9 protein-coding genes and 1 pseudogene are annotated in these 17,145 nt (G+C 45.5%); all 10 read left to right on the top strand.

The genetic code is table 11. The features are described from left to right. The first annotated feature begins 117 nt into the window (after positions 1-117). The 10 genes and pseudogenes from serS to IO95_RS16085 all read left to right on the top strand — a co-directional run bounded on the left by serS (position 118) and on the right by IO95_RS16085 (position 16,962). Complete coding sequence (gene serS, locus IO95_RS16125; protein WP_023491922.1) at positions 118-1,410, top strand: serine--tRNA ligase; 1,293 nt, start codon at positions 118-120, stop codon at positions 1,408-1,410. Positions 1,411-1,836: 426 nt separating this feature from the next. Beyond that, positions 1,837-4,314 carry a GLUG motif-containing protein gene (locus IO95_RS16120; RefSeq protein ID WP_051791269.1) on the top strand — a complete coding sequence of 826 codons (2,478 nt, stop codon included), beginning with the start codon at positions 1,837-1,839 and terminating at the stop codon, positions 4,312-4,314. A gap of 335 nt (positions 4,315-4,649) precedes the next feature. Beyond that, complete coding sequence (locus IO95_RS16115) at positions 4,650-5,135, top strand: ShlB/FhaC/HecB family hemolysin secretion/activation protein (protein WP_160165628.1); 486 nt, start codon at positions 4,650-4,652, stop codon at positions 5,133-5,135. A gap of 941 nt (positions 5,136-6,076) precedes the next feature. Further along, positions 6,077-8,542, top strand: a complete 2,466-nt coding sequence (locus tag IO95_RS16110) for a GLUG motif-containing protein (RefSeq protein ID WP_023492853.1) — start codon at positions 6,077-6,079, stop codon at positions 8,540-8,542. 202 nt (positions 8,543-8,744) lie between these two features. Continuing rightward, complete coding sequence (locus IO95_RS16105) at positions 8,745-10,454, top strand: ShlB/FhaC/HecB family hemolysin secretion/activation protein (RefSeq protein ID WP_037385862.1); 1,710 nt, start codon at positions 8,745-8,747, stop codon at positions 10,452-10,454. A 63-nt stretch (positions 10,455-10,517) separates the two neighbouring features. Continuing rightward, positions 10,518-10,717, top strand: a pseudogene (locus IO95_RS26130) (ArtI protein); the annotation flags it as partial. Between the two features lie 776 nt (positions 10,718-11,493). Further along, the gene (locus IO95_RS16100; protein ID WP_023492889.1) at positions 11,494-12,018 is read left to right on the top strand and encodes a fimbrial protein; all 525 of its coding nucleotides are present in this window, start codon (positions 11,494-11,496) and stop codon (positions 12,016-12,018) included. A gap of 428 nt (positions 12,019-12,446) precedes the next feature. Next, positions 12,447-13,169 (top strand): molecular chaperone, encoded by a 723-nt coding sequence (locus tag IO95_RS16095; protein WP_072011684.1) that lies wholly within the window; start codon positions 12,447-12,449, stop codon positions 13,167-13,169. A 17-nt stretch (positions 13,170-13,186) separates the two neighbouring features. Continuing rightward, a complete protein-coding gene (locus tag IO95_RS16090; RefSeq protein ID WP_037385859.1) occupies positions 13,187-15,679 on the top strand; it encodes a fimbria/pilus outer membrane usher protein in 2,493 nt (830 codons plus the stop codon). 188 nt (positions 15,680-15,867) lie between these two features. After that, positions 15,868-16,962: a fimbrial protein gene (locus IO95_RS16085; RefSeq protein ID WP_160165620.1), complete on the top strand. Its 1,095-nt coding sequence runs from the start codon at positions 15,868-15,870 to the stop codon at positions 16,960-16,962. The last annotated feature ends 183 nt before the right edge of the window (positions 16,963-17,145 follow it).

Here is a 17,145-nt window from a genome sequence, read left to right as displayed (position 1 = left end):
CTCAGGAGCATAGCTGACTATGTGGCTGGGGTGACAGAGTGCAGCTAACACCCAAGCAGCTTGAAGTATGAAGAGTATAAATAGTTTTCTTTCAATAACTACAAGCACAGGATTAGCATGCTCGATCCCAATTTACTGCGTAATGAGCTAGACGCAGTTGCCGTAAAACTGGCTCGCAGAGGTTTTAAACTCGATCTGGATCTGTTGCGTTCACAAGAAGAGCGCCGCAAGGTTCTGCAAGTAGAAACGGAAACATTACAGGCGGAACGCAATTCTCGCTCGAAATCCATCGGTGCGGCTAAAGCGCGTGGTGAAGATATCGAACCTCTACGCCGTGAAGTAAATGAATTGGGTGACAAGTTGGAGTCGGCTAAAGCGGCTCTGGATAAACTGCAGAGTGAGATCCGTGATTACGCGCTGGTTATGCCTAACACGCCTGATGATAGCGTGCCAAATGGTAAAGACGACAGTGAAAATCTGGAAGTGAGCCGTTGGGGGGAACCTGCCCAGTATGATTTCCCTGTGCGTGATCATGTTGAATTAGGTGAAATTTGTGGCGGCCTGGATTTTGCTGCAGCCGTAAAATTGACCGGTGCGCGCTTTGTGGTGATGAAAGGTCAAATCGCGCGTATGCACCGCGCGCTAGCACAGTTTATGTTAGACCTGCATACAGAACAGCATGGCTATCTGGAAACCTATGTTCCTTACCTGGTAAACCAGGCAACACTGTATGGAACGGGTCAACTACCGAAGTTCGGCGCGGATTTATTCCATACCAAACCGTTGGAAGAAGAGTCAGAAAGCAGCAATTATGCGCTGATCCCAACGGCAGAAGTGCCTGTTACCAACCTGGTACGTGACGAAATCCTCGAAGAAGACGATCTTCCGCTGCGAATGACGGCGCATACGCCTTGCTTCCGTTCTGAAGCAGGTTCATATGGTCGTGATACCCGTGGCCTGATCCGTATGCACCAGTTTGATAAAGTTGAAATGGTGCAGATTGTTCGCCCGGAAGAGTCTATGGAGGCACTGGAAGAACTCACCGGTCATGCCGAGAAAGTACTGCAGTTGCTGAACCTGCCTTACCGCAAGGTATTGTTGTGTACCGGGGACATGGGCTTTGGTTCCTGCAAAACTTACGACTTGGAAGTGTGGCTCCCGGCGCAGAATACTTACCGCGAGATCTCCTCTTGCTCCAACATGGGGGATTTCCAGGCTCGTCGTATGCAGGCTCGTTACCGCACCAAGGCTGATAAAAAACCGCGCTTGGTGCATACCCTGAATGGTTCAGGCTTGGCTGTAGGCCGTACTCTGGTGGCCGTGCTGGAAAACTATCAGCAGGCTGATGGCCGTATTCAGGTGCCAGAAGTATTACGCCCTTATATGGGGGGGCTGGAATATATCGGCTAGTTCTAGTTGAACGCTATTCTCTATTAAAAGCGCCTGCGGGCGCTTTTTGCTTTTATACCCAAAATACTTCGAATTGCTTGAAGTCGGCAATAGAGAGAATCCCGATGAGCTTACATAAGTTCATCTTAATAGGATCTAACCTGGATAAACTAGCTAGTTAAATACCCTTCAGGCGCAAACCACATTGACAAACGGTAAGTACGCAAAGTATCTTGCAAGGGTTGAAATTCGTTTATGTATTAAGTAATGATAAATATTTTCATTGCGCAATACCTGATCTTCAACGTGGAAAAACCAAGCATAGTCATCGATTAGGGTGATTAACTCTTAATGCGATAGCATTGTTTGTCACGCCTGATGACGTATTTGAAACTCGCTTTGAAATTATACTTTTAGATCTTTCAATGGATAGATGGAGTTAGTGTAATGAAAACGAATAAATGGAATAAGCAGTATTTTGTTTTTAATAAATCAACTTTAGCAATACTCAGTGCTTTAACCATTCATAGTGCCTTCGCTGCTGATTTACCTACTAACGGTACGATAAAACTCGGTACCGGTACCATTACTCAACCCAGTGCACAGCAACTACAGATTAATCAAAATACCGACAAGCTCGCAATTGATTGGCAAAGTTTTGATATTGCCGCGGGTAATAAAGTTACGTTTCAACAACCCAAAAGCAGTTCTATTGCCCTCAACCGCGTGGTTGGCACCAATGGGTCACAAATCATGGGGCAGTTGAGTTCCAATGGCCGCGTGTTTTTGGTCAACCCTAACGGTATACTTTTCGGCAGCTCGGCACAGGTGAATGTCGGTGGCCTGGTCGCGTCGACTCAGGATCTCAGCACCACCAATTTTTCACTGGGTAAATATAATTTCACCAGTAGCAGTAGTTCCCCTAATAGCGTAACCAACCAAGGCACTATCACCGCCACTGATGGCGGTGCGGTGGTGTTACTGGGTGGTCAAGTCAGTAACCAAGGCACAATCAAAGCTAACCTTGGCTCGGTCAAATTGGGTGCGGGTAAAGCGACAACACTCGATTTCGCGGGTGATGGTCTGGTAAATATTCAAGTCACTGGCAGTGCCGCTAATGCGTTGGCGCAAAACAGCGGTGTTATCCAGGCTGATGGGGGGGAAATTGCCCTGACTGCTTCTTACGCCAACGGCAATGTGCTGCAAAATGTGGTCAATAACACCGGTACTTTGCAAGCACAAACCTTGAGCAATAAATCTGGCCGTATTGTGCTTTCTGGCACACAGCAAGGTGTGGTCAATGTTAGCGGTAAACTCGATGCCAGCGCGGCTAATGGCGGCAACGGCGGTTCAGTGGACGTCAGCGGTCAGGGAGTGAATATCACTTCCACTGCAGTAGTGAACACCCGTGGTACTAATGGTGACACCGGGACCTGGGCCATCACCGCCCCTCAGCTCAATGTGAATGACAGCGCCAGCAGCAATAAAGTCTCTGCACGTGCCGTGAGTAACAATCTCAACAACACCCATGTGGCGTTGGTCAGCGAGAGCGGTGACCTCACCGTTGGCAATGATATTCTGTGGAGCAGCAATAACCAACTGATGCTGGTTGCTGATAACAATATCGCCCTTAATGCTAACCTCAGAGCCTTTGGCAACAACGCCAGCCTGGTTTTTGCTGAAGGCGGTGATTATGTATTAGCCAACGGTAAAATCGTTACTTTGTCTGGCGCCAATGCCCGTTTTAGCAATAACTGGCAAGATTACACCGTGATCCACAATGTTGACCAATTGCAGGCGATGGGAAATAACTTAAGCGGTTACTATGTTTTAGGTAATGCTATTGATGCCAGCATCACCGCGCTATGGAATGAGGGGCAAGGATTTAGGCCTGTTGGAGGTGATGTTGATAACAACTATGTCACTTCTAAGTTTCAAGGCGTATTTTCTGGTTTAGGCAATAACATCATTGATCTGACTATCAGACAATCTACAAGAGGTAACTCTGGGTTGTTCGGTTACTCCGCAGGCACACTGCGTAATGTGAATCTTGTCGGTGGCATCAATGAATCGGGAGAGAGTTATTATTCTGCAGGTAGTTTAGTAGGTACACAAGAGGGGGGGCGTATCTCTGATGCACATAGCAGTATGGACGTTTCGGGTTATAATGCCGTCGGAGGGCTGATAGGGCAAACTCAGAGTGTTAATTATATTCAATACACTCAAGACATTAACATTTATAATGTCTCAGCAAGCGGGCAAGTCACAGGCTCGTTTATAGTCGGTGGGTTAATCGGGCAGTTATGGGGAACCAGCTTAAACAACGCCCAAGCAACGGGTGATGTCTTTGGTCATTCAGGTGTGGGCGGATTAATTGGCCGTGCATACGATTCTGTGATTAGTGATGCTTCTGCCTCAGGAAATATTGAAGGCTGGAACGACGATATGTACTTAGCTGAAGCGGGTGGATTAGTCGGGTATAATGAGCGCGTAACCATTAATAATGCTCACGCATCAGGTAATATAAACGGTAATCATCTAGATAATAATTCAGGGAGTATCATTCTGGGTGGCTTAGTGGGTGCCGCTATGCAAACTGATATTTCCAATTCTTATGCCACTGGCCATGTCAGTGGTGGTAGTGGTAGTGGTGGCTCGATTGGGGGATTGGTTGGCATGTTATGGGGGGGGGCAGTAACTAATAGTTATGCTAACGGAAATGTTATTGGCGGATCCTCTGTTGGTGGATTGATAGGCTCTGCTTCAGATTCTACTATTATTAATAGCTATGCCACAGGCAGTGTAACTGGCAGTGAAGATGTTGGCAGTTTGTTAGGTCTTTCTTATGAAGCCAATATCACCAACTCCTACGCTACCGGTTTAGTCAACGGTGCTCCTTGCGCTGATATTTACTGCAAAATTTAACAGTGATATTTAGCTGACTCCAAGCCCGACGTGTTCGGGCTTTTTAGTCGTTTATTCAGCGTTAGTAACGGGGTGCTGTGCACTGGGCTAACGGCGGCTCGAATACCTGTTTCAGACAGGAGAAGTCGGAAGGGATATTGGCCAGTTGATAACCCTTATGACCCGCATTGCGCCACATAGATGGAATTTATTGGGTCATACCATGGAAAAAATTAAAAAACCCTCTTGCGCTACTCCCCATCACGGAAGACCTGCACTGTGTTTTCTCTGTTGCTGAGCTTCAGCAGTAGCCAGTTGCAGTTTGATGACAAACGGTTACCCGATGATATCGATTTATTCGACGCACAAAACAAAAAAACAGCCAGTTATGGACTGCCAATTTAACTGCCAACAGCCAGGATAGCGTCGCTGGTGGTGAGTTGAACTTTGTTTCCGCCAGTGTCAGTAACGGCAATCTGGAGCTTGCCGATCCGGCCAACGCGCAAAACGACAGTCAAACCGCGCGCACGGCGGGTAACTTCAGCAAATTCAACTTGACCGCCTTGCGCCTACAGATGCTTAGTGAGAACTGGAGTTTCTATAGCCAGTTCAGTGGTCAGTTAGCGTCGAAAAACCTCGATTCATCAGAACAATTTTCGCTGGGAGGGGTTAATGGCGTGCGGGCTTATGCCTCTGGAGAGGCCAGCGGTGACCAAGGCTGGATGACCAATCTGGAGTTGCGTTACGCGATAACCCCGGCTTGGCAATTGAAAACTTTCCAAAGCCGCCGGAGAGTACCAGAAGATTATCGAGCAGTGGCTGGCTGTGAAGAAATAACCTGAGGCCAGTGGAACCACTCCTGTTCGCAAGGGAGTGGCCCCAATACCACAACCTCGGGCGACTACAGATTTCTTAGAACAAGTAATTAACGCAGGATGGGGACTGCAGAATACTTTTTAACCCTTTATGGGGTTGCCCTGGTGTCGTAATAACATGAGCCAGTGACAAACAATTAGGCTAACCGTTTATTCAGATATTTCCCCTACCAGAATAGTGATGATTTATTACTCGAGCTTGTTGTATTGAGAATGATTTGAGCTGAAGTGTTGGTACCCAGGTGAGAACGTAACTTGATCAATAATTAGACAATGTTTTTCTTGTTATAATTGAAATGTACTATACTCAATCAATTAATAAAGAAATGGTTATACATGCCTTCTAAATTCGATAAAGAAAACCTTATTTAAAGCTAAGCTAAACTAAAAAATAAGTATATTTATTCGAAAAAAGGCAATAAAAAAGTGCGTAGCCAAGCTCATGCTCTTACGAAAGAAACCTGTGAAAGCTGAGGGCTTAAGTGAGACACCCGAAAATATACTAAATACAAGCCCTGAAGGAGTAATACGGACGAGATAATTCTTTGCGGTTTGAATATTTTGGCGGGAAAAACTGAATATGAACAAAATTTTATGTGAGATCATCTTAATCCGACACAACCTGGGTAATCTAGCCACAATGAATGCCATTTAGGTGAAAACGACATTGACAAGCTCTATGAATGAGAAGTATCTTGCAAGGGTTCAAATTCGTTTATGTATTAAGTGATGATAAACATTTTCATTGCGCAATACCTGATCTTCAACGTGGAAAGACCAAGCATGCTCACTGATTAGGGGGAAAACTCTTAATGGAATGGCGCCGTTTGTCACGCCTGATGACGTATTTGAACCTACCTCCTGAATTATACTTTTAGTTCTTTCAATGGATAGATGGAGTTCGTGTAATGAAAGTAAATAAATGGAATAAGCTGTCTTTTGTTTTTAATAAATCAACTTTAGCAATACTCAGTGCTTTAACCGTACATAGCGCATTCGCTGCTGATTTACCTACCAACGGCACGATAAAACTCGGTACCGGTACCATTACTCAACCAAGTGCGCAGCAATTACAGATTAATCAAAACACCGACAAGCTTGCAATTGATTGGCAAAGTTTTGATATCGCTGCGGGTAATAAAGTTACGTTTCAACAACCCCAAACCAGTTCTATTGCCCTTAACCGCGTGGTAGGTACCAATGGTTCACAAATCATGGGGCAGTTGAGTTCCAATGGTCGCGTGTTTTTGGTCAACCCTAACGGCATACTGTTTGGTAGCACAGCGCAGGTGAATGTCGGTGGCCTGGTCGCCTCGACTCAGGATCTCAGCACCAACAATTTCGGACTGGGTAAATATAATTTCACCAGCAGCAGCAGCTCCCCTAATGGCGTAACTAACCAAGGCACCATCACCGCCACTGATGGCGGAGCGGTGGTGTTACTGGGCGGTCAAGTCAGTAACCAAGGCACAATCAAAGCTAACGTTGGCTCGGTGAAACTGGCTGCGGGTAAAGCAACAACGCTCGATTTTGCGGGTGATGGTCTGGTGAATATTCAAGTCACTGGCAGCGCCGCTAATGCGTTGGCGCAAAACAGCGGTGTTATCCAGGCTGATGGGGGTAAAATTGCCCTGACTGCTTCTTACGCCAACGGCAATGTGCTGCAAAATGTGGTCAATAACACCGGCACGCTGCAAGCACAAACCTTGAGCAATAAATCCGGCCATATTCTGCTTTCCAGCACACAGCAAGGTGTGGTCAATGTGAGCGGTAAACTCGACGCTAGCGCGGCTAATGGCGGCAACGGCGGTTCAGTCGACGTCAGCGGTCAGGGAGTGAATGTCACTTCCACTGCGGTAGTGACTACCCGTGCTACCAGTGGTGACACTGGGACCTGGAACATCACCGCCCCTCAGCTTAATGTGAATGACAGTACCAGCAGCAATAAAGTCTCTGCCCGTGCCGTGAGTAACAATCTCAGCAACACCCATGTGGAGTTGGTTAGCGACAGCGGTGATCTCACCGTTGGCAATGATATTCTGTGGAGCAGTAACAACCAACTGATGATAGTTGCTGCTGATAGTAATATCGCCCTTAATGCCAACCTCAGAGCCTTTGGCAGCGATGCCAGCCTGGCTTTTGTTGAAGGGGGGGATTATGTGTTAGCCAAAGGTAAAACCGTCACGTTGTCTGGCGCCAATGCCCGTTTTAGCAATAACTGGCAAGATTACACCGTGATCCACAATGTCGACCAATTGCAGGCAATGGGAAATAACTTAAGCGGTTACTATGTTTTAGGTAATGCCATTGATGCCAGCATCACCACCATATGGAATGATGGGCAAGGATTTAGGCCTGTTGGCGGCGATTACGATGAAAACTATAACATGTCCAAATTTCAGGGGGTATTTTCTGGTTTAGGTAATAACATCAATGATCTGACTATCAGACAATCTGCGAGAGATTACTCTGGGTTGTTCGGTTACTCCACTGGCACACTGCGCAATGTCAACCTTGTGGGTGGCATCAATGAAGGGGTTGGTGATGCGGGTAGTTTAGTGGGATTACAGGAAGGGGGGCGTATCTCTGATGCACATAGCAGTATGGACGTTTCGGGTTCTTATACCGTCGGTGGGCTGATAGGGCGTACTCAGGGTCTTGAAGGTCATCCCTATATGCAGGATGTGACCATCTATAATGTCTCTGCAAGTGGACAGGTCTCCGGAAAGAATATAGTTGGAGGGTTAATCGGGACGTTATGGGGGGCCACCTTAAACAACGCCCATGCAACGGGTGATGTTATTAGCCTTCCTGAAGGTAGTGGCTCAATGGGTGGATTAATTGGCCGCGCATATGACTCTGTGATTAGTGATGTTTCTGCCTCAGGAAATATTGAAGGATCGGGCGACGATATGTACTTCGCTGAATCGGGTGGATTAGTCGGGTATAGTGAGCGCGTAAGCATTAATAACGCTCATGCTTCAGGTAATGTAAACAGTAATGGTTCACACAGTTACATTCTGGGGGGCTTAGTGGGTGCTGCTATGTTTACTGATATTTCCAATTCTTATGCCACCGGTCATGTAACGGGGAATAGTTTCACAATTGGGGGATTGGTTGGCATGTTAAATGGGACAGTAACTAATAGTTATGCTACCGGAAATGTTGTTGGCGGATCCTCTGTCGGCGGATTGGTAGGAGGGGGTTCAACTTATAGTGTTATTAATAGCTATGCCACAGGAAGTGTAACTGGCAATCAAGATGTTGGTAATTTGTTGGGTTATTCTGGATCTGAAACCCCCAACATCACCAACTCCTACGCTACCGGTTTAGTCAACGGTGCTCCTTGCGCTGATATTTACTGCAAAATTTAACAGTGATATTTAGCTGACTCCAAGCCCGACTTGCTCGGGCTTTTTAGTCGTTTATTCAGCGTTAGTACCGGGGTGCTGTGCACTGTGCTAACGGCGGCTCGAATACCTGTTTCAGACAGGAGAAGTCGGAAGGGATATTGGCCCCCCGATAACCCTTATGACCCGCATTTCGCCACATATATGGAATTTATTTGGTAATCCCATGGAAAAAATTAAAAAATCCCCCTTGCGCTACTCCCCGTCCCGGAAGACCTGCTCTGTGCTTTCTTTGTTGCTGAGCTTCAGCAGTGCGCAGGCAGCAACACCGACCATACCGAATGCGGGCCAAAATTTGCGTGAGATCGACACCAGTCGCCCCATTTTAGCGCCTTCAATAACGCCAGAACTGGGGTTGCCTGCCCCTCAGACATCGGCACCGGCGGAGTCTGCCGATGGTGAGCAGATTAAGGTCAAGGTGACCACCTTTATTATTAGCGGTAACACTCTGTTTTCCAATACGGTATTACAGCCGCTGCTGCAGGGGTACACCGGGCGTGAACTCACGTTGCCGCAACTTTATGAAGCGGTGCAGCATATCACCCTCTATTACCAGCAGCGTGGCTATGTGCTCAACCGTGCCTATCTGCCGGAACAAGAAATTGAAAACGGCGTAGTCAAGATCAACGTACTGGAAGCGCACTATGGCGAGATCAAAACGGAGAACAGTTCGCGCCTTTCAGATGCCACCTTGAACCGCCTGATTGGCCGGATGCAACCAGATGGGGCGATTAACGTCGGTCAACTGCAGCAGACGCTGCTGTTGCTGAACGATACCCCCGGCGTGCAGGCGCGCTCAACACTGCTCACCAGTAAAAAAGCCGGAGCCGCGGATCTGCTGGTGGAGGCCACGCCAGCACCTTTGTTTAGCGGTAGCCTCGATCTGGATAACTATGGTGGCAAATATACCGGGGAAAACCGCCTAAACGCCGATGTCTCGGTTAACAGCCCATTAGGCTTGGGAGATCGACTGCGCCTGCGCGGCCTGGCCAGTGATGATCGGCAGTATTATTACTTTCTGTCCTACGATGCCCCGGTGAACCGCTGGTTTACCCGCGTGGGAGCCTCCTATTCCAATATGGATTACACCCTGGGCAAAGACTTTGCCGATCTTGATGCGCACGGTAACGCTCGCACCACCAGTGTCTATGTTTCCCAACCGTTATTCAGAAGTCGCACCCTAACCGTCAGTAGCCAGTTGCAGTTTGATGACAAACGGTTACGGGATGATATCGAGTTATTCGACACACAAAACAAAAAAAACAGCCAGTTATGGACTGCCAGTTTAACTGCCAACAGCCAGGATAGCTTCGGCGGTGGTGGGTTGAACTTTGTTTCCGCCAGTGTCAGTAACGGCAATCTGGAGCTTGCCGATCCGGCCAACGCGCAAAACGACAGTCAAACCGCGCGCACGGCGGGTAACTTCAGCAAATTCAACTTGACCGCCTTGCGCCTACAGATGCTCAGTGAGAACTGGAGTTTCTATAGCCAGTTCAGTGGTCAGTTAGCGTCGAAAAACCTCGATTCATCAGAACAATTTTCGCTGGGAGGGGTTAATGGCGTGCGGGCTTATGCCTCTGGAGAGGCCAGCGGTGACCAAGGCTGGATGACCAATCTGGAGTTGCGTTACGCGATAACCCCGGCTTGGCAATTGAAAACTTTCTTTGATTATGGCGGTGTTAAAACCAACAAATCGCCATGGACAAAGGATAAGAATCATCAACAGCGTGGGGCGTTAGGAACCGGGGCCACTTGGTTTGGCAACCAGCGCCAGGTTTCACTACAACTGGCGTGGCGGGTGAATCACCCCGATGACAGTGACAGCCAATTAGAGAGTCAACCACAGGTATGGTTGCAGGCTTCACAGGGGTTTTGATGGTGCCAATGCAGCGGCTTTAAATAGCCGTGTGCAAAAAGGGGCATGATTGCAAATACCGCCGAAGCCCGGTATTAGCAGAAGCGCTATCCGGCGCTTTGTACCGTAAACCCGGAAAAGCCGATGCAATACGGTGAGAAGGCCAACAGGTGGTACGCGATGATCTGGGTTGGAAGTTCTACATTAATCAGTGGCTACACCTGAGCAAAGCCACCGGAGAGTACCAGAAGATTATCGATCCGTGGCTGGCTGTGAAGAAATAACCTGAAACCAGAGGTGCCACTCCTGTTCGCAAGGGAGTGGTGGCCCCAATACTACAACCCTGGGGGACTACAGATTTCTTAGAATAGGGAATTAACGCAGGATTGTGACAGCGCAATGCCTTTTAACCCTTCATGGGGTTGCCCTCGCCACCAAATAACCCCCTAATACGCGTTACGTTAAGCCGATGGACTCATTATTCTCAGCGATTATTTGAGGAGGTATTTGGCCCAAATAATTGAGTGGCCTAACTGAATACTACTATTTTATTGCAAGGCTCTATAATATAGCCAGCGAACTAATTAGTATCTGAAAGTTTCAAAAAAATCCATAGAAATTCCAGTGCGCAAACCCTTCCTTTTTTGAAATAATACGCCATTATTTTAGAATTTATCGATATTTAACTCTGATTTATTGCCAGTGTAAGCAATGAAACGGCTGAAATAGGCTGCTGTAGCGATGCTTTATGATGGGTTACTCATGACCCGCTTAATCGATATACTCTCAATATCTTGTGAATATGGCTTGTGGGGAATTAAAAAGAACGTTGCATTATCATCTTTACCCCACCCAATAATTAATATATTTAATTGATTATCTAAATTATTTATAGATATAGGCTGATTAAGTTATTCAGTTAGTGATTATTTACCAAAAAACGGAGGTTGTATTTAATTTCAATTAGATTAATTAATAATATTTACCTTTGCACCTTAATATAATCTGTTCTCTCTAATAATGGATTTTTTATTAATAATAGCAAATAACAGGAGCTGCTATGAAAAAATTAAAACCGATTGTTGCATTATCTTTATTGTTCATGTCTTCAGCTTATGCAGCAGATGGTACCATTAACTTTACGGGTGAGATTGTTGCCAATACTTGTACCATTAGTACCGGTTCAGGAACGGTTAGCGTCGTTTTACCTACTATCTCGACCAGTAATTTTAACGATATTGGTTCAAGAGCGGGTCAAACTGCCTTTACGATTAATTTGACGGGTTGCACACCAGCCAGTGGCTCGGTTGCGGTGCGCTTTACCGGTACCGGTACGCAAGTCGACCCTACTACAGGTCTTTTCTTGCCCGCTGCAGCAAGTGAGGCAAGAGGCGTTGGCATTGCGGTATATGACTCAACAGACACGCATATTAAAACAGCGGGCAATAACTCCGCCTTCCAAACAATAAATACCACATCAGGTACCGCGTCAATCCCTTTGACTGCATGGTATCAGCAATATCAGGCAAGCATTACAGCTGGGAATTTGACCGCCACCGGTGCCATCGAGTTGGTCTATAGATAATCTGTAGTTAAGAAAATAATTTGCCTAAAGGTTTACTCTGTAAACCTTTAGGGAAACTTTTCTTATTATCTATCTTACGTTTCAAGGTGAACCAATATATACCCAAAATACTTGGTGTTGCTTGACAAAATCTCGAGTGTTTTGAACAGCGCTTACGCTGGCCCGTTTGGCGAGAGGCTCAGGAAAAGCCGAGTATCTGTGCGCAGCTAACAGCCTGAGTAAGAAGGCTATATACACAAAATAATTCGAGTTGCCTGTAGGCGACAACTGAGGGAATCCCCGGGAGCATAGCTAACTATGTGACTGGGGTGAACGAAGGCAGTCAACACCCAAGCAACTTGAAGTATGAAGAGTATAGCTAATTACCTAATAACCGCATCAGTATTCGATTGGTTTTTATTATCAAAAATAAAATTACTGCCTATAAAATGAAAAATTTAACGAAAATAGTCATATCATTGTGCCTTTCTCCAACAATCGCCTTCGCGAGTATCTCTATTACTGGTACACGGGTTATCTACAATGAGTCTGATAGTAGTGTTACAGTGAAAATAAATAATCGAGATAATACCTCGTCAATGGTTCAGGCATGGATTGATAATAAAATAAATAGTAACTTGCCAAGCACTGCGACCTCTCCTTTTATTCTGTACCCAGCCGTATTTAAAATAGAGAGTAACGGTGAGCAGCATTTGAGAATAAAAAAAATAGAAGGTGTTGCTAACACTCATCAGGAGTCAATCTACTGGCTAAACATCAAAGATATCCCGGCAGCACCCAAAAAGGGAACTGACAATTACTTGCAATTTTCTATTGTTAATAAAATAAAAATATTCTATCGGCCAGCAGCGTTAAAAAACCAGGTTGATGCCATGCACAAAGATCTCGTTTGGCATTTCACCCATGATGGGCGTGGCAATGTTCTGGCTAAGGTAAGTAATAACAGCCGCTATTATGCCTCGCTGACTGAACTGAATGTCAATGTCAATGGAAAACAAATCAAGAACGAAGTCGATATGGTGGCACCCGGGCAGAGTGAGAATTGGGTTTTAAAAGGGGTTACGTTATCGGATGTTAATAAGGGTAAGGCTGAGTACGGCATGGTTAATGACTATGGTGCTGTAATTTATCGTCCAGTTATAATAAATTAATATCTAATGAGTAAAGTATGAAAAAAGACAGCTTAATAAACAAAGGGATAATAATTATTTCTTTATTGAGCATGCCACTTTATGCGCAAGAAGAAACTGAAGTGGAATATAATCCTGCTTTTTTTGTCGGAACCGGTATCGATATCTCTACTTTTTCAAACGGAAATCAGCTAAAAGAAGGGGAGTATGATGTCGAACTCTATAAAAATGGTGCTTTTATTGGTGCTACGGCAATAACAGTATCAATAAATTCTGAGAGTAAATCTGTTATTTATTTTGATAAATCAGTGTTATTACAGCTGGGGTTTAAAGATGAAATTAATGAGGAATACATTAAAACTATTAATGCTAATGGGAAAATAGCACTGGATAGTAATAATTTCGATATTAAAGTGAAATTTGATATATCGACGTTATCTGTTGATGTCATTGCACCGCAAGTGGCATCCAAGTATACCCCACGGGGTTATGTAGACCCTTCAGCCTGGGACTCTGGGGAAACTGCGGCAATGATAAATTACATCAGTAATTATTATCATTCTAATACTGATACCGGGGATTTTAGCGACAGCTATGACAGTTTTTTCTCCGGTATGAATATCTGGCTTAATGCAGGTAGATGGCAGCTTCGAAGCTACAGTACACTTACGCTTGGCGATCAGCAAAAACTAAGCATGTTGCGTACCTACATTCAGCGAGATATTCCTGGGATTTTTTCTGTGGCGCAAACAGGAGAAATTGATACGCGAGAGAGTTTTTTACCCGCGACACCCTTACTCGGTATTTCATTATTCTCTGATGATCGCATGTTGCCTGACTCCAGACGCGGTTATGTGCCGGATATTCGTGGTATAGCTGATACTAATGCCAGAGTAACCGTCAGGCAAAATGGAAATATCATCTATGAAACGACGGTATCACCCGGTGCTTTCTTAATTTCTGACCTTTATCAGGCCAGTTATGGAGGGGACTTTAATGTTACCATTCAAGAAACTACGGGTGAACAAAAAACGTACGTTGTCCCTTATGCATCATTACCCGAATTATTGCGACCAAATCAATCTAAATATTCAGTGGCTGCAGGCAAATTGAATGATAGTAGTTTGCGTAAAAAACCATTTGTTACTTCACTCTCCTATCATCGGGGGTTGAATAACTATTTTACCGGTTTTGGCGGTGTGCAGGTCAGTGAACATTATCAATCTATGCTGACGGGTCTTGCCATAAATACCACGATGGGGGCAGTTTCTGCCAATGTGGCACTGGCAAGGGCAGGTCTTGGGTATGATAAAACCCAAGGTTATAACATAGGGTTATCTTATTCAAATGTTATTGATAAATCAGGGACTAGCATTAATGTCGCAACTTATCATTACTCCTCTTCGGGGTTTACTACACTACAAGATGCTGCAAGGGTCCGAGATAAATATGATCATAGTCAGCAAGTGAATGAATATGATTTACGCTCAATGAACCAGAAGAACTCAGTGCAGTTGAGTATTAACCAACCCCTTGGTAATGCTGGCAGTATCTATATCACTGCCGGTCTTAACAATTATTGGGGCAGGGTGAAAAGTGCTAATAGCTACCTGGTGGGCTACAGTAATCAATATAAAAGACTAAGATATACGCTTTCTGCTGCAAGGTCATATAATATCAGTAATAATCGTGATGAAATACAGTACCAGTTAGGGTTAAGTATTCCTTTGGGTACATCAACCTATTCTCCAGTGATGACCACGGCTTATACCCAATCATCCGCAGGTGACGGATATGCACTGGCTTCCGTAACAGGTTCCTTGCTTGAAGACCGCAGTTTTTCCTATGGGTTAAGCACGACGATGGCCACCGCTGGTGAACATGAAAATGTTTATAGCGGTAATGTATCGAAGTTAACGCCTTATGGTAATCGTTCTGCAAGTGCTTCCTATAAAAAGAATACCACTCAGTATGCGCTGGGTATGAATGGTTCTGTTGCGCTGCATAGTGGTGGAATTACATTTGGTCAATATACCGGTGATACCGCAGCGATTATTGAAGCCACTGGCGCTACTGATGCTGTTGTTTCAGGGAATAATAATATTAAAGTGGATAGTCGCGGATATGCTATTTTCCCTTATTTGTCACCTTATCGTGATAACGAAATCTCATTGAATCCCAATACGGCAGCCAGTGATTTGGAGATCAAAAATACATCACAACATATTGCGCCACATGCCGGGGCAATTGTTAAATTGAAGTTTGATACTATCCATGGTGAGCTGCGTATTTTTGAAGTTAAATATCAGGGTGAAAATGTGCCTCTCGGGGCAACGGCTATCAGTAACGGGAAAATGGCAGGTATTGTTGGTGGTGGCGGTATTTTGATGATCAGGGAAAATATAAAATCTCAGCTTAAAGTCACTTGGAATGATGAAAATAAAAGAGAAAAACTGTGTCACTTTAGTGTTGAAAAACGTAAAGAAACCAATGCTAAAAATATTTCCAAGCAGCCAGTTATTTGTATTTGATTAATGAGGTGGGTATGATAAGAACAAAGTTTAAAACGGTCGGTGCAAAATCATTTTTTCTGATTTTACTCTCACTTCTTTGTATAAACAAAGCATGGTCAGCCTGTAATAAAATTGATTCGGCATTTTGGGACTATCCCTTACGCGTCAATTTTGGTGCATCGCTCTACATTGACCCGGCAACTCCGGTGGGAACTATTCTTGCGCAACAGAGTGTCAGCAGCGCTGAATTGTTCGCCGCTAATAATGGTTGGTTGGCAATATGTGATGATGCGAATGATGAGGTGAAATATTGGTGGCTTGAGCAACATTATGCGCAAAGTTCAGGTGGCTACCCGGTTAATGGAGTCACTGCGCCAACGCAAGATGGCCATATTTATGTCATAAGAGATAACGGAAGAAACAACCCTTATGGCGGTTCTGGGTCAGGCAGTGTCGGTTACACCGTAGAACTGCTGTCTGATGGTAATTCATATCCCTTTAGTTGGCTGCGTACTGCACCGAACAAAAATCTGCCACCCATAAGCCCCGGCCCAGTAAGAGGTATTCGTTGTGCCGACGCCCAAAGTGGTGCTTCTGGCTACCCGCCTTTTACTGGCCAATGTCGAGACAATCAATATATTGTCAATTGGCGGCAGCTTGGGTCGTTCACGCTTAAGGTCTCACTATACCGATTGGCAGGAACCATTCCTGCGGCGGGGCTGATGATGACAAATAATAACGATGGTGCCTTAGTCCTGTTCAGTTTGATGGATAACCGCTCGACACCGCCAGCATGGAATACACGCCTGTTTAACCTGGTGCGTTTAGGCCTGGCTAATGATGTGAAGATCCAAACCGCACCTTGCCAGGCTTTTAACACGGTTACGGTGAATCTGGGGCGGGTGAATAGCAGTGATTTCAGGGCGCTTGGTCAACCGGCGGATGGGGTCGCTGATAAATTAGTCAATGTGACCGCACGTTGTTCGCAGAATACGGCAATGAGATGGGCCGTCATGGGAACGACCAGCAACTATAATCCTGATGGCACTCAGGGGATTTTAGCGCTAGATAATGTCGCGAACAGTGCTGAGGGGGTGGGTGTGCAACTGACTGATACCTCGGGTAATCCTTTACCCATTACACCTGCTACGGGTGTAGATTATCGCTGGATTGATACCAACCTGGTCTCTAATGCTTCGGGTATTTTATCAGTGGAATTTTTAGCCCGCTATGTCCAGGTCGGCACGATTAAACCTGGAATGGCTGACTCCCATGCCCATTTAGTGATTGCCCCGAAATAAACATCCTCTTCCCGATACCGCTATACCCTAAATAGCTGCCCCTAATTGTGCTACAGATGGGTATGATGCAGGTTAGCTGACCGTTGAGCGCATGGACGCGCGATACGAGCCCCCAGGGACGGGTTTACGGCGTGTCAGCGTTCCGCATCATACCCACCAGCCAGATGCTAATGTGAAGCGGCT

The sequence above is a fragment of the Serratia sp. DD3 genome, assembly GCF_000496755.2.
The sequence above is the reverse complement of the archived record's forward strand: the minus strand, read 5'-3'. Positions and strand labels throughout refer to the sequence as shown.